The organism is Labilibaculum manganireducens (assembly GCF_963665805.2).
GTDB classification, from domain to species: Bacteria; Bacteroidota; Bacteroidia; order Bacteroidales; family Marinifilaceae; genus Labilibaculum; species Labilibaculum manganireducens.
Genome location: NZ_CAXXEE010000003.1, coordinates 4,634,676 through 4,657,300 on the forward strand (window position 1 = coordinate 4,634,676; position 22,625 = coordinate 4,657,300).

Sequence of the window (22,625 nt, forward strand, 5' to 3'; positions counted from 1 at the left end):
AATCACGATTGAAATTTCCATTTAGACGAAAGATTTTAACGAAGTAACGCTGAAGAATAAAAAAATATTGAAAAAAAAACACCACAACCGAATCAAACTATCAACACTCTGATATGCAGAGAGAAAACTACAGCAAGACCAGCGACGAAGAACTTATTCGTATGATCATTCATGAGAACAAAACAAGCCTTTTTGAACTTCTGTATCATCGGTACTTCAATAAAGTAATGGACAAATGTTACAGTTTCATTAAAGACAAACAACAGGCTGAAGATTTCGCCAACGATATTTTGTCTAAAGCCTACGAAAAACTGTCTGGCTTTAAAGGAAATTCGTCCTTTTCATCGTGGCTGTACTCCATTACCTATAATTACTCTATTGACTACCTGAGGCTAAAGAAAAAACTACATTATCCAAACTGGAACAAACGGAATGAAATACCTGATATAGTAGACGAATCTGAAACAGATCTGGAAGATTTCAATTACGAAAATCTGTTGGCAATTTTGGAGATGATTCACCCGGAAGAAAAAGCCTTGCTGTTAATGAAATATCAGGACAATCTTTCTGGAAAACTAATTGGCCAAACTCTGAGAATAACCGAAGATGCGGTGAAAATGAGACTTAAACGAGCAAGAACAAGAGTTATCTATCTTTATAAAAAAACATATCCTAAAGAATAGAAAATTGCGTTACTATTTTGGCAGTTCCCGTCAAAATGGGACGATTGAACTAACAGTAAAAAAATGGATTTCAAAAATTTATTTCGCAAAATATTTAATGATTCGCAGGAATCAGTGACCCCGCAGACCATAATTGACACCTTCAATAATCAATTCGATTCACCATTAAATACCGAATGGCATAAAACAGATCAATTTTACGAGGCTATTTTCTACAAAAACGAATTGGAACATATTGCCGTTTATCGTGCAAACGGAACGTATGTATGTCTGAAAATCAATCTTCAGCTGGAGTCGATTCCTGATGCTATTTATCAGGCAACTAAATCACACGGCGAGGTTATGAATGCAATTAAAATTAATTATGCGGACTTGCAAAATTTTGAAATTATTGTTCGTGACCAAAACCTTATCCGCTACTCTTTACTACTGGATGCTCAGGGAGAAATACTGGATAAAAAAATTGTTTAGCCCCAAACAACTTAGTTTTAATTCCTCTAAGCAAGAATATTTTCCAATATCATTGTTTGTTTTCTTGCTACTCGATAAGCTTTCGACTATTTGCATTGATAAAAAGAATATTCCCAAGTTTGTCGTATCCCTTAAAAAGTTCCGCCTTCTCGTGCTTAAGCGATTCACCTCTAAATCCAATTATTGTTATGCCTGCGTCGGCCGACCGCTGATTAATAACTTCTTTCGATGATACATTTTCCTGCTCATGGATGATTTCAATATTAGAGGTTGTAATCGGTAGTCGGCCCGAAACTACCAAATCATCCAATTGCTTTCTGGTTTCTTCAGCCTGCTCCTTTTTACAGATGTTAAATATCTTAATATCCGCCTTTTTCCAATCAGAATGACCTGCAATAATGAAACTGAGCAGAATCATTAAATTCGCATTATAAGTATCCGAAGATTTAATCCAGACATGGATATTGCTCTTGAAATTTAATGTCCGCGAAGAACTTCCCAAAATACAGAAATCAAAATTACCTGCACGCGCCAGCGAATAATTATCAATGATCAAATTCAAACGATCAGGATTTCCCTTATCATACTCGAATATCACCATATTATTTTCCATTCCTGCAACACCAGGCAACTGAATTGCTTGTGCAATAGCCGAAGTATAGGATGGAGAGATGATGGTATCAACGTAAACGTGATTCTCTATTTTATCAAAACTTTTAATTAACCGATCCAATTCTTCTTTTGATTGCTGATAAGTAGCTTTTGAATAATATCCCTCAATTCTATGTAAATACGTTCCAAACCCATATTTGTAGGATATCCAGTTCAAAAGTTTAAAAGCGGTATCTCTCTCAAAAGATTCTTTCGAAATACAAATAGCACTTGGTCTCCATTCCCGGGCTTTTCCTTTTCCTGTTTTCTGCAAAAATACCTGCATGTTTCTGTTTAGCTGATAAAGAGCATTTAGAAAGATTGACTCTATTCCATTCCTGTTTTTATGATATCGGTTAATGAACAAATAAATTATCGACATAACCACTACGGCGGCAAAAGCATATAAAAAGCTAATCTTAAACATCACCCAAACCGAGGTTATAAATCCAATAAGAGATAATACCCACTTTGATTTAAAGGAAGGACGATAACTTGGCGATGACCCAAAATGATTTAAAAAAGATATCAGACACAAAGATCCATAGGTTACCATAAAAAACATAGAAATAATTTGTGCTACCGCATTCACATCACCTAAAACAACAAACACCATTGCAATTATGCATGTAATTAATGACGCATTTATGGGTTCATTATCAGATTTCCGGCCTTTTGCCAACCATCTGTTTACCTTTTTGGAGGGAAAAGAACGATCGGCCGATAGTGCCTGAAGAGTTCGTGGAGCAACCATTACTGAACCCAGCGCTGATGAAATTGTTGAAGCCGCAAGCCCTAAAGGAATCACCAGACTTCCTCCAATGGCAATTTTTGCCATTATCAGCTGATTTTCCATCAAATCGGCACTACTAACCGAAAATGCCAGCTTGTAAACTACAAAAAAGTAAACAATCATTCCCAATAACGTTGCAGTGCTGGTACCTAAAGGAATTGATTTAGATGGATTTTTAAGATCTCCCGACAGACCAACACCAGCAGTCATTCCTGTAAAGGCAGGAAATATAATTGCAAATACAATAAAAAACTGATCTGCATTTCTAAATTCTGCATTCATTAAACCAAAGTCTGAAACGGATGCATGATCGGTTGAACCGAGGAAAAACAGTACAAGTGAAACCATTAAAACAGCAACTACAAAATACAAAGCCTTTACCCCCAGATTGGCTCCTTTTTTCAGAATCAATATCGATAAAAAGAGCATTGCAGGAACACTAACTATCTGACGCGGAAACTCATACCCATAGGTACTGAAAGCCAAATTAAATAATGGTTCGAAGGCCTCAGTAAAAGCAATTACGTAAAATGCAACACTTATTGCCTGAGAAAAAAACAAGGCAATACCAATAGTCGCACCAATATTTAAACCAAACGAACGTGAAATAATAAAATACTCTCCACCACCTTCAACACGCTTATTTGTCGCCAGTTCAGAAATAGCCATAGCCGTTGGTATCGTAACCAAATGCCCTAAAAGAATAATTAAAATTACTCCCCAAAAACCCAAACTCCCAACCGCAAAACCAAAGCGGAGAAATAAAATTGCACCTAAAATGGTAGAAATTGCAGTAAAAAAGACAGGTGCTGTCCCAAATTTTTTATCAGAAGTAGTTGTGGGCATAGATTCGGTTGTAAAAGTTTGTGTACTAAAAATAGCAAAAAACTACCACTATAAATGTGTATAGTAAGCTGATAAAAGAAATAAAGTTAAGATCTTAGGAGGTATCGCACCTATCCCATTGAAATAAACTCAGATTCTATGTATCTTCTGATATTTATAATGATGCATTATAAACATTAACAGGCATACGATTCATTTTCATGAAAGAAAAAATTGTTTTAATCACTGGAGCTTATTCGGGAATAGGTAAAGCTTCCGCCTTACTTTTTCTTAAAAAAGGATACACCGTATATGCAACAGCTCCTTCAACCATTGCTATGATAGATTTGGAGAAAAAAGGGGCACGAATTTTACAGATGGACGTCACTAACTCTGAAAATTGCAGGCAAGTTGTAAATCGCATCTATAAAGAATCCAAACGCATTGATATTTTAGTGAATAATGCAGGATTTGGTCTTTACGGTGCAATTGAAGATGTTTCGCCGGAGGATGCCCGCCAACAATTCGAGGTTAATCTTTTCGGTTTGGTACAATTAACTCAGATGGTTCTGCCCATAATGAGAGCAAATTGTGAAGGGAAAATTATTAACATTAGCTCCATTCTTGGCAGAATGACACTCCCAATGGGCGGATGGTATCATGCTTCAAAATATGCATTGGAAGGAATTTCTGATTGCCTGCGCCAAGAAGTAAAATCATTTGGAATAAAAGTAATCCTAATTAATCCCGGTGTTATTGAATCAGATTGGGCAAATATCGCCTTATCTAAGGCGAAAGAAAATTCAAAGAATTCAGTTTATGGCACAATGACTATCCAACTTGAAAATCTTCTTATAAAATCGAGGAAAATTCAAGTAAAAGCAGAAAAAGCTGCAGAAGTAATTGTGAAAGCAAGCCTCTCAAACAATCCAAAAATAAGATATATTGTACCAACACATGCAAAACTAATTTGGTTCCTCAGGAAACTAATCAGTGAAAAGAGTTTTGATTATTTTAAGGAAAAACTATTTAAATTTCATTCATAAAATGGAATCTAAATGATCCTAATTTAAAATTTCTTCATTTCAATTTTAGAGTATTTTAACAAAATCTTAATTAAAATTTGATCAAACAAACTCTTTAAATCCGTAAGTTTAACATCCTTAAGTGTTAAAAATGAACAAAAACCAACCTGACAGTCAAAAAAAATTACTTAACGGGGTTCGCCCTGGAAGAATTGTATATCCAATTCTGATTGGCGTTGCTGTTGTTGTTTACATGTTGATGAATGAGGTTGATGGCGAAACTCTTTCCTCAATTGAATTTTCGTGGTATTCGTTTTTTTGGCTTTGTGTTGCATTAATCATGATGATTGTCCGCGATTTAGGTTACATGGCTCGTTTGCGGATCCTTACCGACAATACATTTTCATGGATCAAAGCTTTTCGTATTATTATGCTGTGGGAATTTACATCGGCAATAACTCCTTCTGCAATAGGAGGAACATCCGTTGCAATTCTATATCTTAATAAAGAAGGCTTAAAAGTCGGAAAAAGTTCGGCAGTAGTAATGTCCACTTCTTTTCTCGACGAACTGTATTTTATTCTCATGTTCCCAATCCTTATCTTGTTTCTGGATATCAACCAATTATTCATGATGGATATTCAGGAACATTCTATTTGGCTGGATTCTCTTTTATATTTTGCTTTAGTTGGTTACCTTGTAAAAACGGGTTATTTTATTGTTTTAACTTATGGATTATTTTGGAACCCAAGAGGATTAAAGTGGTTGCTGCTTTGGATATTCAAACTTCCGGTTCTTAGAAAATGGAAACAAGGAGCAAATCAGGCTGGCACCGACATAATTGAAAGTTCCAAAGAACTGCGAAGAAAACCGTTCTGGTTTTGGTTTAAAGCATTCATGGCAACTTTTTTTTCCTGGACAGCCAGATATTGGGTCGTAAATGTGATTCTTCTTGCATTCATGTTTCAAGGATACAGCTTTACAGAGCATATCATGATATTTGCAAGGCAATTAGTTATGTGGATCATGATGCTTGTCAGTCCGACTCCTGGCGGAAGTGGATTTTCGGAATGGGTATTCACAAAATATCTAGGTGAATTTCTTCCATCGGTAGGAGTCGCGGCAGCCATGGCATTAATTTGGCGGCTAATTTCATACTATCCCTATCTCCTAATTGGAGTCTTTATTCTTCCTAAATGGATCAAAAAACATTTTAAAAAATAAATACCACACATATTTCAACATGTTTTTGCATTCGAAATAACTTCGGAGAATATCAAATCAAACAGATAACAATAAACCGCAAATTATCGTATAACCCGTATTAATTAACGCGAAAAACAAGAATTACCCAACATTTTAAAGGGATTCAGACAGTATTCATCTACTGATCGAACACAGATAGAATCGTGATTATCAATTGATAGAACATCATCCTGAACAAGTTTTTATAATTATTCACCAATGAAAAGAAGCAGTTCATCAAATCTTTAGGTCGCTTAACAATAATTAAACTTATCATTTAAAACAAACAACGTAACTTGCAACAGTAAACTAAATTTGCAATTCAGTAAAAATAAAAAATACTTATGAGAAAATATCTACTAGTAATGATTGGGCTTTTCATAATTGTTTCTTCTTGCTCGGACAATAATGATGACAATCAGCAAACCGATCAAAAGAAAACAATTCAAGAAGGCATTTCTATCAACAATAACCCTGCGGATCTTTCCAGTAGGGTTAAAACAATGAATGATTTAGTTATTATCAACAATCTTCCAGCTGGAACTACAAAAGAAGGAACAACGGAAATTGAAATTGATTTGACTAAAAATTATGCTTTTAAACTAAAAGCTGAAGTTGAAGCACCTAAAGTAAAAGGTGAAGCAGTTCAGGCTACTCACGTCAAAATTATCGACAACATGGCATTTGTTTCCTACAATACAAAGGGAAGTAAATATAGTGGTGGTGTTGAATTATTTGACATTTCAGATCAAGACAATCCAGTATTACAAGCTCAGGCGTTATTTCCTGATGTTGACGTTAGTGCCGTTGACTATTATGACGGAGTAATTTATCTGGCAGGTGCAGTAGATCCGGAAAGTGCTGGTTATGTTCTTGCATCTCCTGCTGTTTTAATTAGTTTGGAGTTAAGTAATTCTAAAAAAATCATGTCTGTTTCAGGACTGGTTGATCTTCCTTCTTATGTTGCTACAGATGTTGAAATTGATGAAAATTACATTTATGCCACTAGTGGATCTGATGGAAAATTAAGCATTCTTAAACGCAGCGACTACTCTTTAGTAACTGGAATTGATATTAATGATGCCAGATCATTAAGTAGTAATGCTGAAAATATTTATGTGTTGAATGCAACCAATGAAAAAATACAGTCTTTCAAAAAAGCTGATTTTACAGAATTAGAGGCAATTGAGGTTCAAGGACCAATAACAGACGAGTCAAAAACTGAAATTGATGTTACCGACAACTATATTCTTGCTGCATTAAACGTATCAGGATTAGATATTCGTAATTTGGACGGAAGTCTAAAAGAACGTTTCAATCGCCCTGAAACTCCTGAAGGTGGTCTTGAGGAGGATTACGTAACCAATTCGGTATGCTTAAATGAAGAACTATTGCTGATTGGTAACGGTGGTGCTGGTGTATACGTTGGTGCAATGATTCCTGAAAATGATAATAATGTTACTCTGTTGGGAAGTATGGATTTTGGTTCATCGGTAAATTTTGTTGAATCGAGAGGAAACTACATTTTTGTTGCTGCCGGAACCGGCGGACTTAAAATTATTACCATCGAAATGGACGAAGGGGTTCCGGATGATATCATTCAAACAAAACCTTGCGAAACACTTGTTGAAAATATTAAAGCAATGTTCCTTGAAAATAAGGATAACCGCGCAGCGAATTCTGAATTATTCTCAGATGAAAACAACTTGATTCTAAAATTAACCGAAGAATCTCCTGTTTATTTAACTTTCGTTGATGAAGGCGCTGGATGGAAAAATTCATTGGCATACTACACCTATAATAGTGAAAATCCACCTGCAAGTGCTGACGAAATAGAGCTTCATATGCTTTTCCCTAATGTTTCAAAAGAAGGTGAAGGAGGAGGATTAAAAACTGGTGATCGTGTTCAGTTAGGTGATGCTCCTTTTGCACAAAACACAGTAATTGGATTTTGTCTAATCGCCCAAGGTTGGAAAAACGGTGCTACCGTTGATGGTGTTTATCGTCATTATACCAACATTGAATGGAACAAAGACGCAACACAACAACATGTATTGTTCAAAGAGAAAAACTGTAAAGATATTGTATTGTGTTTCGAAGATATTCAACTACCTGGTGGAGACAAAGATTTTAACGACATTATTTTCACAGTTAATGATAACAAGGAAGATGCTAATATAGCAACAGCCTTCGACATGACTAATATTGTAGAAAAATAAAATCGAACTTAATTATATGGAGTGCCATTTCTTAGGAGATGGCACTTTTTTTATCCAATAAAGTGGATGAGAATACTTGAGATCACAAGAATATAAAACAAAAACTCTCCAATCCAAGAGTGTTTTTGAAATACAAAATAGTGGCTTGCAATGTAGGTTACCGGAATAATACTGATAAAGTACTGTTCAACACCAGCCCCTTTAAAAAATACAAAGCTAAAAGCCGAAACAAGAAAGAAACTCAACAAAATAATAAAATATTTACGCGAACTAATTTTTTTCTCCTCATAAACATTCAGCATGTACAAAGAAGAGAGAATAACCAAAAAGCCAAGTATTCCCCAGTATGAATATTGGAAAACTGATACAATTCCCAAACTATTTTTAGATGAAAAGAGATTCCTAATTGTATTTAAGAGTTCAGCCAAATTATCGTTCCAAATGTACCAAACAACAACTAAAAAAACAGGGACTATAAAGCCTGTTAATCCTGCCAGAATTTCTTTACCGCGCAAATATCCTAAAACTGCAAGAGCCATCCAAAACCAAAAGATATATACTCCTGCAAACAAATAGAACAAACTTGCCAAACCTACTAAAAATCCGGCATCAAAAGAGTTCGAAAGGGTTGCTGTTCCCTGATAAATTTTAAATACCCGATCTACAGACAGAAATAATAAAAATGCGGCAAATAGTGAAGGATGCATGCCTCCTAATGAGACAGTTCCCGTGGCAATAAGAGCAAATACGAATGCAGGTAAATCTGTTCGTTGCCGAATAAAAATATACTGCTCATTTAAGCGCACCATTCCGTAAGCGATCAATATTAAAAGCAGGCAGGCAATTAAACTTAGAACGAAATTATTACCTCCCGTAAGAAATAACAACAATTCATACAATGGCATTTGGTTCTGTCCAGCCGTTAAGGATTCCGAATGCAGTAACGTACCCATCCAAAGCAATACGATAACAACCGGCATTAGTATCAGTAAAATGGAATGGCGTCCTTTAATTGTCTTTAAGAGCATGAATTTAAGCTTTTAGCGAACCAGAAGTGCAAAATAACAACTACCACTCAATTTTCAAATAAAAAAAAGAGCAGTAGTTTTTATAAATCAATTACTTTAAATCGAAACCAATATCTTTTCTGTAATATTTCCCTTCAAAATTAATCAGTTCAGCATTTCTAAAGGATTTATCCAAGGCCGACTGCATCGTATCACCGTATGAGCTTACCGAAATAACACGCCCCCCGTTAGTTACAACATCATTACCCGAAAAAGTTGTTCCCGCATGAAATACAATACTTCCTTCTACCTCATCTAATTTAGTAATGGTTTTGCCTTTTTCATACGCTTCCGGGTAACCTCCCGCAACTAACATTACAGTAGTTACCGTTCTGTCATCCATCTCAAAAGGAGCTTTATCCAATTCCTGCTTCGAAACGGCTTCCATCAATTCCAGTAAATCTGATTTGATTCTTGGAATGATTACCTCCGTTTCCGGATCGCCCATTCGAACATTGTATTCAATAACATAAGGATCGCCTCCAATGTTCATCAATCCAATGAAAATAAAACCTTTGTAAGGAATATTATCTTTCTGAAGACCTTCAATTGTTGGAACAATCACGCGATCTTCTACTTTTTGCATGAAATCCGCAGTTGCAAAAGGAACCGGAGAAATTGCACCCATACCACCTGTATTTAAACCGGTATCTCCTACTCCAATTCGCTTATAATCTTTTGCCTCGGCAAGTGTTTTATAATTTTTGCCATCGGTTAATACAAAAACTGACAACTCAATACCTGCCAAAAACTCTTCAATAACAACAGTACTGCTTGCGTCACCAAACATTCCACCGATCATCTCTTTTAGAGATTGTTTTGCCTCCTCTAAGTCAGAAATAATTAAAACACCTTTTCCTGCAGCAAGACCGTCTGCTTTTAAAACGTATGGAGCTTTTAAGCTTTCCAGAAAAGTTAATCCTTCTTCTAAATTTTCAGAGGTGATACTTTTATATTTTGCGGTAGGAATATTATGCCGGAACATAAATTCCTTTGAAAAATCTTTGCTTCCTTCTAATTGAGCACCTGATTTTTCAGGACCAATGACTGGAATGCTCTTGATAGCCTCATCGGCAAGAAAGAAATCGTGAATTCCATTTACCAACGGATCTTCCGGACCAACAACAACCATGTTAATTCCTTTTTCAAGAACAAAATCTTTTATTTTTGCAAAATCGTTAGGATTAATATCTATGTTTTCTGCAATTGCAGCAGTTCCGGCATTTCCCGGAGCAACATACAATTTTTCCAATTTTTCACTTTTAACAAATTTCCATGCAAATGCATGTTCACGGCCTCCGGAACCCAAAAGAAGTACTTTCATCTAATAGTATTAATTAGCAACCACTCCCAATTTGCTGTCTGCAAACGGGAATTATCAAATGGTTTTGGTTATAAAATGGTATTAATAGTTTGATCGAGAGCAAATTTACGTATTCAATTGCAGTTTACCTGATGGAAAAGAAATGTTTTTTTGATTTCTTATTGGCAAACATCAAACTCGTAACCCTGAAGCTTTAATTCATCGATCAGCCGAGGTACTGTAAAACGCATATTCACCTCCGATTTCTGATGATTGTGGAACAATATTATGGATCCCGGACGAACCGTTTTAAGAACATCTTTCAAACACTCTTCGGGAGTTATATCCTTCCGGTAATCCCCACTCAAAACATCCCACATAACAATCTTATACTCTGGTAGTAAATGTTTTGCCTGAGATCGTTTTATTTGGCCGTAAGGTGGCCGAAATAATTTTGAATTAATTAAATCGGAAGCCATTATTACATTCTCAAGATATAGTTGTGTATCAACAGACCAACCTTTTAAGTGATTGTAAGTGTGATTTCCAACAGCGTGACCTGAAGACAGAATTTTCTGAAACAGCTCAGGATATTTATGCACATTCTCACCTACGCAAAAAAAAGTAGCTTTTACACTCTTCTCCTTCAGCATATTCAATGTCCACAAAGTAGATTCCGGAATAGGTCCGTCATCAAATGTCAGATAAACCTTTTTTGCTCCCGAATTATATCGCCAAATAAAGTCCGGAAATAAGATTTTAAATATCCCCGGCGCTCTCATCCATCTCAACTTCATCATCCCTTTTTATAGCTTTCTAATAATCTTTTAAATTCCAATTCAATTTTCCGATTCAATTCCTTTTGATTGTACTGGTTTGTAATGCGGTACAATTCCTGCAATAAAGCCAGATCCCTACTCCTTAACCGAGGAAATTCCGAAGTTGAAACCGGAGTTAGAGTCATATAATAATCTAATTCCTGTACCAATCGATCCGATATGGTTTGAATCATCTGATTGCCTTTTTCATCCTCCGCTGCACGATAGTAGGACTGAGCCATAAGAATGGCTAAATAATCAAAGGGTACCTTCTCATTAGGCACCAGCTCAACACATTTATCAAGTACCTGAACAGCAGAATCTCTTTTTCCCTCATCCAGTAAACTTTCTGACAGCCTCAGAAAATTATTTCTCATGTTGGTACACAAACGGGAAGTTGTTTCATCAATATAAACATCCGGATGGTTCATATTTCCCCATTTGAACTTATTCATCAGATTGGTATACATTACATCCGTATTTACACCCCCAATCTGCATTTCCTCATTTTCAAATTTGATCGGTACCAGTCGATAAGCAAAACCTTCCAAACGAAAATAGTCTTCTAAGCCATAATATCCGCTTGACGGCACTGTTATGGAAAAATAAACAGGTCGTTTCCAATTGTTTTGCACCAGCATATCATAAAGAATTAAACCACCTTTATCTATATAGTTTGTTTTCACTTCCCATTCCATTTGATTCACAATTTTTGCAGAATCTTTTTCGGAAAGAGTATTGGTCTTTACGACTTGCTCCTTATCAATTACAAGGCGAAATTTATTTGCCGGGAAATGATCAATCCGCTCATCGTATCCGTATATTTTTTTGGTACTTTCCTTTTCACTCGCAACATATTCTATCGCGTCTTTCAGATCCAATCCTCCGTTTTTCTCAACGTAAGCCTTCAAACGCGGATCATCAAGAACATAAACCACATCTCGTTTCCCCATCAGGTATTTATCCTGAGTAAGAGATATTGGTAACGGATCTGAGTCGTAGTTTTTTTGCTTCATCTGATCGATGTACCAATCGGTTGACAGATAACTTAAATTACAAACGCGAACATCGGTTCGAATACCCTCTACCTCCTGCAAATACCACAATGGGAAAGTATCATTATCGCCCATGGTAAATAAGATTGCGTTTGGCTCGCAGGAATTCAGATAATCGTAAGCCAAATCCCTTGCCACATATCGATCTGACCGATCATGATCGTCCCAATTTTGTTGCACCAACAAAGCGGGAACTGCCAAAAAGCAAAGCGTGAATGCTACAGGAATAGCGACCTTATCTTTTCGAAGCAATTTTTTAGAAACCTGCAGTACTGCAAGAAATCCCAAACCGATCCAAACAGCAAAGGCATAAAATGATCCCACATAGGCATAATCCCTTTCCCGAGGCTGCAATGGAGGCTGATTCAGATAGACCACAATAGCCAAACCCGTCAGTAAAAACAGCAGAAAAACCACATAAAAATCCTTTTTCCCCTGATTACTTTTTCGGTACTGATAAAGTAATCCTGCCAAGCCTAGCAAAAGCGGTAAAAAGTAGTATGTATTGTTTCCCTTATTTTTAGTCATGTGCTCAGGCCTCAGACTCTGATCACCCAAACGATAATTATCTAAGAATGGTATTCCGGAAATCCAGTTTCCATCAACAACACCACTATAGGATTGCCGGTCGGATTGCCGACCGGAAAAATTCCACATAAAGTAGCGGATGTACATGTAATTAACCTGATAACTAATAAAGAAGTCCAGATTCTGCACAAAGCTCGGTTTTGTTTTCTGATCAGCCTTGAGTCCTGTCCACTTGGCATATTCTTCGGGGTTCCTACCTGTCATTCCCTTTGTATACATTCTGGGAAACACTGTTTTGTGAGAACTGCTATAGTTTGGTTTCTTTGGCGTGTAAGAAACTACATATTTCCCGTCCTTTTTAATGTAAACATCTTTGCCATCTACATAACTCTCCTTTTCATCATACGGAGCATTAAAATATTCGCCGTACAACAAAGGATTATCGCCATACTGCTCTCTGTTTAAATAATAAAGTAAAGAAAACAGATCCTCAGGATTATTCTGATCCAAACCAGGATTTGCCGCCGAACGAATCATGATAAGCGAATAGGACGAATATCCAATTAGAACAACGGTTAGTGCAGTAAGTAATGTATTCAAGACCACTTTACCATGAGAAATTGTATATCGAATACCGAATACAAGGCCTGAAATCAGCAGAATAATAAATACATATGCGCCTGAATTAAAAGGCAAACCAATTACATTTACAAAGAACAAATCAAAAACAAAAGCAAGTTTTACAACACCTGGAATGATTACATACATTGCACCACCCAAAAGAAGCAAAGCAACACCCAAAGCTTTTAAAACTCCATTTCTGCTTGGTTCGTACTTCTTAAAATAGTAAACCATTACAATGGCCGGAATTGCCAATAAATTCAGAAGATGAACACCAATAGACAAACCCATTAGGTAAGCAATCAAAATCAACCATCTGTTTGCATAAGCCTTGCCTTCTTCGTTTTCCCATTTTAAAACGCACCAGAAAACAACTGCCGTAAACAGCGAAGATGTAGCATAAACTTCTCCTTCGACAGCTGAAAACCAAAATGTATCGGTAAAAGCATAAGCCATGGCTCCAATAAATCCGCTGCCAATAATTGTCCATATCTGAGATTCTGATATTTTATCTCCTGCAACAACCAACTTTTTAGCCAAATGGGTGATTGTCCAGAATAAAAACAGAATGGTAAAAGCACTTGCCAAACCAGACATGGAATTTATCATGAGAGCCACATTTTCGGTACCCGAAGCAAACATAGAGAAAAAACGAGCCAACAGCAGAAAAAACGGAGCTCCCGGAGCGTGTCCAATTTCTAATTTATAAGCAGAAGTTATAAATTCTCCGCAATCCCAAAAACTAACTGTAGGTTCAAGAGTTAAAAAATAGACAACTGCAGCTATTGCAAATGATATCCATCCGACAATAATATTTGTTTTTTGGTACTTACTCATATATTATCAAAATAAAGGTTAGATTTTATGGTACAGACAGCGAAGTTACCACTTTTGGCAAAAAGAATTGATTTGTATTATGTGAAAAAACCTTAACAGACTTTCCATATTTCAAGACCAATATAACCATCATTATTCTTTTTTGCAGATGAACTCTTTGCATTAGTTTGTAGAAAGATGAATTACTTTGATTTAGGAAATCAAAAAAAAGACATAAAAGAAATGGCTGTCTCTACATAAAGACAGCCATTTAAAGTATATTATAAATCTTTTACTCCCCTGAAGCAGATTTAAATAGCAGTTCGAATTTTAATTGCAAATCTTCCCTCAACTTAGTTTGCTCACCCATATCAGCTAAACCTAAAAGCATCTGCACAACCCGCACTTCACGCTCCTGTTCTGATCTAAAAGCATTTGAATATTGAGGATCCAAACTTAAGAAGTAATTCATTTTGTCGTATGATTGTTGTGCCACCTCCATCAATAAAGCATTTGCTTTATCTACTGCATTTGCTCTGTAATACTCCTGAATAAATCCAATCAGTGTATTATCAACCGGTATTTTATTGGTTGGCAGTTCTTCCATACATCTATCCAAAATATCAATGGCTTTTTCTTTCTTTCCCTCGTCATTTAAAGCACTGGCCAATCGGCTGTAATTTGCTCTGAATGACATGATATTCACAGTTAATATATGAAATTGATCAACATATACATCCGGATCTTTTATCCCGCCAAAAGTGAATTTATTCATGTAATTATCATACAATAATTCTGTATTCACATGGCCAATACCATTTCGCTCCGGTTTTGTTTCAATTGGAACCAAACGATAGGCAGCACCTTCCAACTGAAAATATTTCTCTAAGCCAAGAAAGCTTTCAGTCCCCATTCCTACAGAAAAATAAACAGGGCGTTCCCAATTGTTATTTGCAATGATATCATAAACCATAATGTCATTTTTATACAAATAACTTCTTTTGATCTTCCACTCTAACTTGTCTACAATTAAATGAGCATCTTCGGGCTGAACAGTACCATTTGCAAGCACCTTAGCCGAATCAACAGGAATATAAACGTTTCTCCCAGGGAAATAATTAAGTTTTTTACCCGATTGGGTTTCTACTTTTGCAGCATCATTATCGCTTCCTACGAATTTTATCATCTCACTCAAAAGCTCTTGTCCTTTCAATCGCTCAACAACAGGAACCTGATCGCGAATACCTGGTTCCACTTTATCCGCGGTAAGCGACATAGGAATCAAATCTGAATCGTAGGCTTTTCGTCTCATCTGATTGATGTACCAATCGCCGGCAAGTAAACTCAAATTTACAATCCGGATATCTCTTCGAATCCCTTCCACTTCCTGCGCATACCAAAGCGGGAAAGTATCGTTATCGCCATAGGTAAATAAAATAGCATCAGGTGCACAAGAATTTAGATAATCTTTTGCATAGGCCAAAGTAGCATGTCTTCCCGAACGATCGTGATCATCGAAATTCTGCTGAGCCAATAATCCGGGAACGGCAATTAAACAAACAGCAGTAACTGCTCCTGCGGTAACAACAGATGGTCCTTTTTTACTCAACCATTGATACAAACCCATTACTCCAAAACCTATCCAAATGGCAAACGCGTAGAATGAACCGGCATATGCATAATCACGTTCACGTGGTTGATAAGGTGATTGATTCAGGTAAACAACAATTGCCAAACCCGTAAAAATAAAAAGCAACATCACCACAAAGAAATCCTGTTTGCCTTTTTTGCTCGATTTATAATGATAGAACAAACCTATTAAACCAAGTATAAAAGGTAAAAAGAAGTAAGTATTTCTTGATTTTTTATTTGCCATTTCAGGATATAACTTATCCTGATTTCCAATTTTCATTTCATCGATAAAAGGAATCCCCGAAATCCAGTTTCCATTCAGGATATCACCATGCCCCTGAATATCGTTCTGACGGCCTACAAAATTCCACATAAAATACCGCCAATACATGTGATTCACCTGATAGGTCAAGAAAAACCTAAGATTTGATCCAAAACTTGGTTTGTAAAGAGTCTCATCGCCAACCTGAATTGGATTGTTCTTTTTTACATCTCCCCAGTATTCATATTCATGAACATGATTTGCCCGGGAACTATACATTCTTGGAAATAAGGTATTGAAACGCGAATCGAATTTATATTTCTGTTTGTGCGATGCAATAACATACTTATCTTTATTGTTTTTATCCTTTTTTTGAATGTAAACAGGACTGGTTTCAATCAGGTCAACTGCAGGAGCATTGTAATACTCTCCGTACACAAGAGGTCTGTCGCCGTATTGCTCCCGATTCAAATAGGAAAGCAAAGCAAATACGTTATCCGGATTATTTTCATCCATTGGGGGATTAGCCGAAGAGCGGATCACGATCATGGCAAAAGAAGAATAGCCAATCATGATCACCACAAAAGCTGTTACAATCGTATTCAAAACCACCATTCCACGTTTAATGGAGAAGTTGATCAACCAAACTACAAGAGCAATAAGTGATGCTGCATAAAAAATTACACCAGTGTTGTAAGGCAAACCAAATTGATTTACAAATAACAACTCGAACCATGATGCAATAGTAATTACGCCAGGAATAACCCCATACATAACCACTCCCAAAATAAGAACCGAAAGTAAAAATGCTCCTATTATTCCATTTCGGGTAGGTGTATATTTTTTAAAATAGTAAACAAATATAATTGCAGGAATAGCCAAAAGATTCAGCAGGTGAACACCGATCGACAATCCCATTAAATACGCAATTAAAATAATCCATCGGTTTGCATACTTCTCATCTGCAACATTTTCCCATTTCAGAATTGCCCAAAAAACAACTGCCGTAAACAGTGATGACAAAGCATATACTTCCCCTTCAACAGCCGAAAACCAGAATGTATCAGAAAAAGTATAAGCTAGCGCTCCCACCATTCCGGTTCCCATTACGGCAATTAAATTTCCTTTTGAGATTTCACCATTAGTTATCACCAGTTTTTTGGCAAGATGTGTAATTGTCCAAAACAAAAATAGGATTGTGAAAGCCGAAGCTAAAGCCGACATGGAATTCACTAACAGGGCTACTTGAGATGGATTGGGTGCGAAAAGAGAGAAAAACCTCGCCATAATCATGAACAAAGGTGCTCCCGGCGGATGTCCAACCTCTAATCCGTAGGCGGTAGTAATAAATTCTCCACAATCCCACAAACTGGCTGTAGGCTCAATAGTAAACAAGTAGGTAAGTACAGCAATGACAAAAGCCATCCAGCCTAACACATTATTAACCACATTGTAATTAGATTTCATCTTGTGTGTATTTTTGTTTATTATATTCGATATGCAGGATAATATTTTGAACGAAAATAGTCAATTTTAATAGTTCCCCCGAATTCTATCTGAAAATTTTACACTTTTTGTTTGAGCAAATAAAAAAAGTATTACATTTGCAGAGTTCTTTGCAAAAAGGACAATTATGATTGACCCGTGGTGTAATGGTAACACACCTGGTTTTGGTCCAGGCATTTAAGGTTCGAGTCCTTACGGGTCAACAATAAAAAAGCTTCGAAATATTTCGAAGCTTTTTTTTATTTTATCCTTTATGTTTATTTTTCAACAATCCTCTCAAACTTAAAGCTACCCGAAATTCCCTGATCATCTAAACTATCTCCCTCAATTGTTGTCTCATTAATCAACATGCCATCCCAGGAATCCAATTCGTAGCAAATATCAAAATCGGAGTGAATAACATCATATTCTATAGCTTTTAGCTGAATTCGATTAAGATTTATCTCTCCTTCCAATTTTTCCTGGATCATGAACGTCTCCTCATCCTCTACATTTTCAGAAAAAATGATTTTACCACTCAATTTTCTCCCGTTTTGAGTCAATAAAAGCTCTCCTTTAGCGCTTCCATAACCGTAATCTTCCTCGTAAAGCCACTTTCCTGTTAATGATTCTATTTTTTTTTGCTCCATATTTTCTACCCTTTCAAATTGACAATCAGAATAATTACAAATATATAACAACAACAACGAATAAAAGTCTGCAATATTTTTGCATTTTTTGGTTTTGCCTAACAAATATTTCTACTATATTTGCACCGTCTTAGTCAGATATGACTGAACGGGAATTGACCCGTGGTGTAATGGTAACACACCTGGTTTTGGTCCAGGCATTTAAGGTTCGAGTCCTTACGGGTCAACACAAGCTTCTGATTTTATCAGAAGCTTTTTTTTATTTTATGACGAAATCAGTAAAATCCTGATCCGGCAAATTACAAATAAAAACATCCTTCACTTTGGCCCAATCAGGTCCCTTTCTGCACCACTCACAAAATAGTTCAACTCCCAAATTTGTTCCAATAATTTCAGCATAAACCGTACCATCCGGCTGATTTCTGACGAACCCCTTAACACCAAAACGCTTTGCAGCCTCTTTGGCATGATACCGAAATCCAACATTCTGTACCCTACCTGACACTTTTATGCTTACCGATCTCCCTTCCATTTTGCTGCGATTTAAATGCAATATAGAATTTTAAATGATGAATTAAGAGTTAAAAATTAATAATTAAAACACTCCTCAGTCTATCATCTCCGGTAAAAAGGGAGAATTTCATTCAAAAATTTTAAGTCTTGCTTGATATTTCTACTTGGCCCCTTTTACTTTATCCTTAAACCTTGTTACTTCTTCCTCGACACTTGGAACTTGATACTTGATACTTCTTTTTCTACTTTTGCACCATGATCAATTATCACGAACCGTTATTTAGACCGCCAAGCGAGGCTCACTCCCTAATTATCCAGGCAACATTAGGTTGTGCATGGAACAAATGTGCTTTTTGCGAAATGTATACCAGTAAACAATTTCAGGCTCGCAAAGAGGAAGATATTTTTGCTGATATCCAGAGCATGTCTCCCTATTCAAATCATTACCGTAAGGTATTTTTGGCAGATGGAAACGCTATGGTACTTTCTTTCGATAAACTTTCGCGGATATTGGATCAGCTAAATGCAACTTTTCCCCGACTAACTCGTGTTTCGGCCTATGCAATACCAAAAGACATAGAAGCAAAAACAGATAAAGAACTTCAAATTCTTGCTGAAAAAGGACTAAAACTACTTTATGTTGGTATAGAATCAGGAGATGATGAGCTTTTGAAGGCAATTGATAAAGGTGAAAATTTTGAAAGCACGAGTCACGCCCTGCAGCGGGCCCGAAAAGCTGGCATTAAACTTTCGGTGATGATACTAAATGGTTTGGGTGGTAAAAAGTATTCTCGGCAACATGCCCTTAACTCAGCCAAAGTCGTGAACAAAATTCAGCCGGAATTTCTCTCTACTCTTGTTCTTAGTTACCCATTCGGAGAAGAACATTTTATGAAAAAATTCAAGGGTGAATTTATTCCTCTCAATACTGTTGAGCTGATTGCAGAAATGAAAGTATTTATCGGGAATCTGGAATTAAATCAGTCTATTTTTCGAAGCGATCATGCTTCCAATTATTTGATTCTGCGCGGAAACTTCCCCCGCGACAAGCAGGAAATGCTGAATCGTATTAATGGTGTTTTGGATGATCCGGCCAACGCACAATTGAGACCGGAATGGATGAGGGGATTGTAATTCTCCTCAATTTGCCTCGTAATCAGACTATTAAAAGCCTAAGAGAATTAATAAAGCTTGTAGAAATCAATTTCGTTTTACTTATTAGTTCAGTAATATATTTTAAGGGAACTAAAAAGGTTTATAAATGCACACAGAAATACCTTATAAAACACTCTTGCTGTGTTTTATAAAAGAAAGAGTTGGCAATAATTCAAAGATTACTTTATCACCATATAATTCTTCTTATTCTGCAATCTGCCCCAGTCTTTAGTATTCATCGACTGAATCATTTTTGTTGTTAAATCAACCACAACAAAATCCTCATCTCTCGAGAAAGAAAACAACTCTTTAATCATTCTTAAAATCTTCATGCCCCTAATTTTTTTTGTTTTTCTGATATTCTAAATTTAAGAGGATTAAAGGATAAATTCAAGGCATTCTGGTACGATTTAATAATTACGTAATATAGGTTTTTAAAAGCGTATTTTCAGTTCACACTTGCGTAATGTGAAATTACAATCTGATTCGTTTTACTAATCTTTAAACTCTACGGTATCAAAAAAGAGATTCTTTTTATCAACTAAAAATTGCTTCATTCTTGAAGGACCTCCAATTGCAATCTGATAAATAAACTTCCCACGAAAGAAAAATCGTTTGTAATAGGTATACTCATGTTCACCAACCAATTGTGTATAAACAATTTCTTTCCCCAGCATTTTCTGATACGCTACAGAGTTTTCCGAAATTAAAATCGCATTTCCGGTTACCAAACTCCCCTCTTTCATTTCCTGATAATATTCCGAGGGATCGGAATACGTAAAATCCAAACCTACCTCTGAAAAATCGGAGGCTACAACACCAAAAACCGTTGCCGCATCTTTATAACTAAAAACCTCTATTTTTATTCCATTCAGCTCCTTATCCTGAATAATCGGATTTTCGGGTAATTCAAAGCTAATCTTTGATTTTTCCGATCCGGATCTTACCCAATCGTTTTGTGCGTATACAGCAGGTGCTGCAAGATTAAGCAACACTAGTAAAACAACTATTTTTCTCATTTGATACATTTAAATCGAATTTAGAATCTCAATTTTGCAGATAAATTCATTAATTAATTCCGGGCAGTTCTATTCCTTTTATAGTTCTGTACAAATCCAAAGCAAAAACATCTGTCATTCCAGAAATAAAATCAAGAACAGACATAATTTTCTCGTAATCAGATTCGCCGTTTACATTATACTGCTCAGGAATTAATGACAGCAGGTTTCTGGAATAAAAATTTTCTGGTTCCAAAACGGCAGTAACAAACTCATCAAGCAAAGTTCCTAAAATTTTGTAACCGGCAAGTTCTATTTCCACAACCGAACGATGACGATAGATTCGTGAAACAGCAACCTGAGTGCATTTTTTATAGGCAAACAGCAAAATTTCATTGATCTCTTTAATTAAGCTTGATTGAAATTTACCTTCCATTATTAACTCATAATGATCAACAAACACACCTACACATTCCGAAATTAATTTCCCAATAACTCCTGCCCGTATGTATGCAATTTGCTCATTAATATCGGTAACCTCCTTACAAGTTTCATCAATTCGGTTCAGAATAGTTTTGTCCTTGTCCGGATGGTAAAAACTCAACAACAAATCCTTGGTTTCTTCGGTGCTTAGTATCTTTAGCTTATGAGCATCTTCAATATCCATAATTTGATAGCAAATATCATCAGCAGCCTCAACCAAGTAAACCAATGGGAAACGGGCAAATATTCCTGATGACAATTCAGGAATCCCCAGCTCTTGGGCAATCACAAGGTAATCTGCCTTTTCAGCTTGAAAAAAACCATATTTTTTTTTCTTTACTACCTCAATCTTATTACTTTCCCAGGGATATTTAATAATAGATGCAATACTCGAATAAGTTAAAGCAAACCCGCCGTTTCTTCTTCCGTGAAATGCATGAGTCAACAATCGAAGAGCATTTGCATTTCCTTCAAAGTTGGTCAAATCACACCATTCCTCCTTCGTGAATCTGCCTTGCAGTTCTTTCCCTTTTCCATCCGAGAAAAAATGAGATAATGCCTTCTCACCCGAATGCCCAAATGGTGGATTGCCCAAATCGTGAGCCAAACAAGCTCCGGCAACAATACTCCCAATTTCTTTAATTAATTGAGAATCATCAACCAAACCAAGCTGAATAAGATTGTCGGCAAGTGCATTTCCCAGTGATCGTCCTACGCTGGAAACCTCAAGGCTGTGAGTTAAGCGGTTGTGTACAAAAATACTTCCGGGCAACGGAAATACCTGTGTTTTATTCTGTAAGCGACGAAAAGGAGATGAAAATATTAATCGATCATAATCGCGCTGAAACTGAGATCTGATATCTTTCTGCTGAACAGAAGAAAATTGGTCTTCCTGACCAAACCTTTTTGCTGATAGTAAGCTATTCCACTTCATTTTTTCAATTTATAGAACCTAAAATTACACTAATATTTGGCTTTGCTCTTATCCCTTGGTATTTATTCACATTTATTAAGACAACGCACACTAAATTACTCACATAATACCAAAATTACCGTACATTATCGTACACTCAATGTAATATAAGTGGACACAAAACACAAAATTCTGCAAACCATTTTGCATGTAAAAAGCTAAATATCAGAATAATTAACCCTATGGCACGCCAATTGATAAACTAACAATAATTTGAGGTGAATATTTTCTTTGGTTATTTTATCGATTAAAACAAGACATTATCAGTTATAATTGCTGGTTTGTCGATAGGTAAACATGTTTGTCTAATTTTGTTTGCAATAAAATGTAATAACATTAATATTGTATACAGATTT

General features: G+C 36.1%; 17 protein-coding genes and 2 tRNA genes. 8 read left to right on the forward strand and 11 right to left on the reverse strand.

Translation table 11 applies throughout. The features are described 5' to 3' along the window. Positions 1 to 113: 113 nt before the first annotated feature. Both ACHZAX_RS18205 and ACHZAX_RS18210 read left to right on the forward strand, forming a co-directional pair. Complete coding sequence (locus ACHZAX_RS18205; RefSeq protein WP_320020082.1) at positions 114 to 683, forward strand: RNA polymerase sigma factor; 570 nt, start codon at positions 114 to 116, stop codon at positions 681 to 683. Between the two features lie 63 nt (positions 684 to 746). After that, complete coding sequence (locus ACHZAX_RS18210) at positions 747 to 1,154, forward strand: hypothetical protein (protein ID WP_320020083.1); 408 nt, start codon at positions 747 to 749, stop codon at positions 1,152 to 1,154. A gap of 67 nt (positions 1,155 to 1,221) precedes the next feature. Here the strand turns inward: ACHZAX_RS18210 and ACHZAX_RS18215 are convergent, their stop codons facing one another. Further along, positions 1,222 to 3,444 (reverse strand): APC family permease, encoded by a 2,223-nt coding sequence (locus ACHZAX_RS18215; protein WP_320020084.1) that lies wholly within the window; start codon positions 3,442 to 3,444, stop codon positions 1,222 to 1,224. A gap of 200 nt (positions 3,445 to 3,644) precedes the next feature. Between ACHZAX_RS18215 and ACHZAX_RS18220 the strand changes: the two genes are divergently transcribed. The 3 genes from ACHZAX_RS18220 (at position 3,645) to ACHZAX_RS18230 (ending at position 7,910) form a co-directional block, all read left to right on the forward strand. Further along, entirely contained in the window at positions 3,645 to 4,469 is an 825-nt protein-coding gene (locus tag ACHZAX_RS18220) for an oxidoreductase (protein WP_320020085.1), read from the forward strand. Between the two features lie 130 nt (positions 4,470 to 4,599). Further along, positions 4,600 to 5,670 (forward strand): lysylphosphatidylglycerol synthase transmembrane domain-containing protein, encoded by a 1,071-nt coding sequence (locus tag ACHZAX_RS18225; protein WP_320020086.1) that lies wholly within the window; start codon positions 4,600 to 4,602, stop codon positions 5,668 to 5,670. Between the two features lie 365 nt (positions 5,671 to 6,035). Continuing rightward, complete coding sequence (locus ACHZAX_RS18230; RefSeq protein WP_101310249.1) at positions 6,036 to 7,910, forward strand: DUF4114 domain-containing protein; 1,875 nt, start codon at positions 6,036 to 6,038, stop codon at positions 7,908 to 7,910. Positions 7,911 to 7,960: 50 nt separating this feature from the next. Here the strand turns inward: ACHZAX_RS18230 and ACHZAX_RS18235 are convergent, their stop codons facing one another. The 5 genes from ACHZAX_RS18235 to ACHZAX_RS18255 all read right to left on the reverse strand — a co-directional run bounded on the left by ACHZAX_RS18235 (position 7,961) and on the right by ACHZAX_RS18255 (position 17,479). Then, positions 7,961 to 8,938, reverse strand: a complete 978-nt coding sequence (locus ACHZAX_RS18235) for a hypothetical protein (protein ID WP_320020087.1) — start codon at positions 8,936 to 8,938, stop codon at positions 7,961 to 7,963. A 91-nt stretch (positions 8,939 to 9,029) separates the two neighbouring features. Continuing rightward, positions 9,030 to 10,301: a phosphoribosylamine--glycine ligase gene (purD, locus tag ACHZAX_RS18240; protein ID WP_320020088.1), complete on the reverse strand. Its 1,272-nt coding sequence runs from the start codon at positions 10,299 to 10,301 to the stop codon at positions 9,030 to 9,032. 158 nt (positions 10,302 to 10,459) lie between these two features. Then, complete coding sequence (locus ACHZAX_RS18245; RefSeq protein WP_101310252.1) at positions 10,460 to 11,080, reverse strand: polysaccharide deacetylase family protein; 621 nt, start codon at positions 11,078 to 11,080, stop codon at positions 10,460 to 10,462. Continuing rightward, positions 11,077 to 14,139 carry a glycosyltransferase family 117 protein gene (locus tag ACHZAX_RS18250; RefSeq protein ID WP_320020089.1) on the reverse strand — a complete coding sequence of 1,021 codons (3,063 nt, stop codon included), beginning with the start codon at positions 14,137 to 14,139 and terminating at the stop codon, positions 11,077 to 11,079. Before ACHZAX_RS18250 ends, ACHZAX_RS18245 begins: the two co-directional genes overlap by 4 nt. A 271-nt stretch (positions 14,140 to 14,410) precedes the next feature. Then, positions 14,411 to 17,479 carry a glycosyltransferase family 117 protein gene (locus ACHZAX_RS18255; RefSeq protein ID WP_320020090.1) on the reverse strand — a complete coding sequence of 1,023 codons (3,069 nt, stop codon included), beginning with the start codon at positions 17,477 to 17,479 and terminating at the stop codon, positions 14,411 to 14,413. A gap of 171 nt (positions 17,480 to 17,650) precedes the next feature. Here ACHZAX_RS18255 and ACHZAX_RS18260 point away from each other — a divergent pair. Beyond that, positions 17,651 to 17,721: transfer RNA gene (locus ACHZAX_RS18260), tRNA-Gln, on the forward strand. A 54-nt stretch (positions 17,722 to 17,775) separates the two neighbouring features. Here the strand turns inward: ACHZAX_RS18260 and ACHZAX_RS18265 are convergent. Continuing rightward, a complete protein-coding gene (locus tag ACHZAX_RS18265; RefSeq protein WP_101310255.1) occupies positions 17,776 to 18,147 on the reverse strand; it encodes a hypothetical protein in 372 nt (123 codons plus the stop codon). Positions 18,148 to 18,303: 156 nt separating this feature from the next. Here ACHZAX_RS18265 and ACHZAX_RS18270 point away from each other — a divergent pair. Then, positions 18,304 to 18,374, forward strand: a tRNA-Gln gene (locus ACHZAX_RS18270). Positions 18,375 to 18,406: 32 nt separating this feature from the next. Here the strand turns inward: ACHZAX_RS18270 and ACHZAX_RS18275 are convergent. Next, on the reverse strand, positions 18,407 to 18,679 hold the full coding sequence (locus tag ACHZAX_RS18275) for an acylphosphatase (protein WP_101310256.1): 273 nt from the start codon (positions 18,677 to 18,679) through the stop codon (positions 18,407 to 18,409). Between the two features lie 236 nt (positions 18,680 to 18,915). On the opposite strand from ACHZAX_RS18275, the gene ACHZAX_RS18280 reads away from it, so the two are divergent. Beyond that, positions 18,916 to 19,794 (forward strand): radical SAM protein, encoded by an 879-nt coding sequence (locus tag ACHZAX_RS18280; protein ID WP_320020091.1) that lies wholly within the window; start codon positions 18,916 to 18,918, stop codon positions 19,792 to 19,794. A 200-nt stretch (positions 19,795 to 19,994) separates the two neighbouring features. On the opposite strand, the gene ACHZAX_RS18285 is transcribed toward ACHZAX_RS18280, so the two are convergent. From ACHZAX_RS18285 to ACHZAX_RS18295, 3 genes are all read right to left on the reverse strand, one after another. Then, positions 19,995 to 20,147, reverse strand: a complete 153-nt coding sequence (locus tag ACHZAX_RS18285; protein ID WP_156195472.1) for a hypothetical protein — start codon at positions 20,145 to 20,147, stop codon at positions 19,995 to 19,997. A 162-nt stretch (positions 20,148 to 20,309) separates the two neighbouring features. Continuing rightward, positions 20,310 to 20,834, reverse strand: a complete 525-nt coding sequence (locus tag ACHZAX_RS18290) for a hypothetical protein (RefSeq protein ID WP_143470910.1) — start codon at positions 20,832 to 20,834, stop codon at positions 20,310 to 20,312. A gap of 49 nt (positions 20,835 to 20,883) precedes the next feature. Further along, positions 20,884 to 22,230, reverse strand: a complete 1,347-nt coding sequence (locus ACHZAX_RS18295; RefSeq protein ID WP_320020092.1) for a deoxyguanosinetriphosphate triphosphohydrolase — start codon at positions 22,228 to 22,230, stop codon at positions 20,884 to 20,886. Positions 22,231 to 22,625: the final 395 nt, after the last annotated feature.

What these genes read in the sequence shown, in the direction of transcription:
- ACHZAX_RS18205 (WP_320020082.1), top strand. Translation starts at nt 114, where the DNA reads ATGCAGAGAGAAAACTACAGCAAGACCAGCGACGAAGAACTTATTCGT.
- ACHZAX_RS18210 (WP_320020083.1), top strand. Translation starts at nt 747, where the DNA reads ATGGATTTCAAAAATTTATTTCGCAAAATATTTAATGATTCGCAGGAA.
- ACHZAX_RS18215 (WP_320020084.1), bottom strand. Translation starts at nt 3,444, where the DNA reads ATGCCCACAACTACTTCTGATAAAAAATTTGGGACAGCACCTGTCTTT.
- ACHZAX_RS18220 (WP_320020085.1), top strand. Translation starts at nt 3,645, where the DNA reads ATGAAAGAAAAAATTGTTTTAATCACTGGAGCTTATTCGGGAATAGGT.
- ACHZAX_RS18225 (WP_320020086.1), top strand. Translation starts at nt 4,600, where the DNA reads ATGAACAAAAACCAACCTGACAGTCAAAAAAAATTACTTAACGGGGTT.
- ACHZAX_RS18230 (WP_101310249.1), top strand. Translation starts at nt 6,036, where the DNA reads ATGAGAAAATATCTACTAGTAATGATTGGGCTTTTCATAATTGTTTCT.
- ACHZAX_RS18235 (WP_320020087.1), bottom strand. Translation starts at nt 8,938, where the DNA reads ATGCTCTTAAAGACAATTAAAGGACGCCATTCCATTTTACTGATACTA.
- purD (WP_320020088.1), bottom strand. Translation starts at nt 10,301, where the DNA reads ATGAAAGTACTTCTTTTGGGTTCCGGAGGCCGTGAACATGCATTTGCA.
- ACHZAX_RS18245 (WP_101310252.1), bottom strand. Translation starts at nt 11,080, where the DNA reads ATGATGAAGTTGAGATGGATGAGAGCGCCGGGGATATTTAAAATCTTA.
- ACHZAX_RS18250 (WP_320020089.1), bottom strand. Translation starts at nt 14,139, where the DNA reads ATGAGTAAGTACCAAAAAACAAATATTATTGTCGGATGGATATCATTT.
- ACHZAX_RS18255 (WP_320020090.1), bottom strand. Translation starts at nt 17,479, where the DNA reads ATGAAATCTAATTACAATGTGGTTAATAATGTGTTAGGCTGGATGGCT.
- ACHZAX_RS18265 (WP_101310255.1), bottom strand. Translation starts at nt 18,147, where the DNA reads ATGGAGCAAAAAAAAATAGAATCATTAACAGGAAAGTGGCTTTACGAG.
- ACHZAX_RS18275 (WP_101310256.1), bottom strand. Translation starts at nt 18,679, where the DNA reads ATGGAAGGGAGATCGGTAAGCATAAAAGTGTCAGGTAGGGTACAGAAT.
- ACHZAX_RS18280 (WP_320020091.1), top strand. Translation starts at nt 18,916, where the DNA reads ATGATCAATTATCACGAACCGTTATTTAGACCGCCAAGCGAGGCTCAC.
- ACHZAX_RS18285 (WP_156195472.1), bottom strand. Translation starts at nt 20,147, where the DNA reads ATGAAGATTTTAAGAATGATTAAAGAGTTGTTTTCTTTCTCGAGAGAT.
- ACHZAX_RS18290 (WP_143470910.1), bottom strand. Translation starts at nt 20,834, where the DNA reads ATGAGAAAAATAGTTGTTTTACTAGTGTTGCTTAATCTTGCAGCACCT.
- ACHZAX_RS18295 (WP_320020092.1), bottom strand. Translation starts at nt 22,230, where the DNA reads ATGAAGTGGAATAGCTTACTATCAGCAAAAAGGTTTGGTCAGGAAGAC.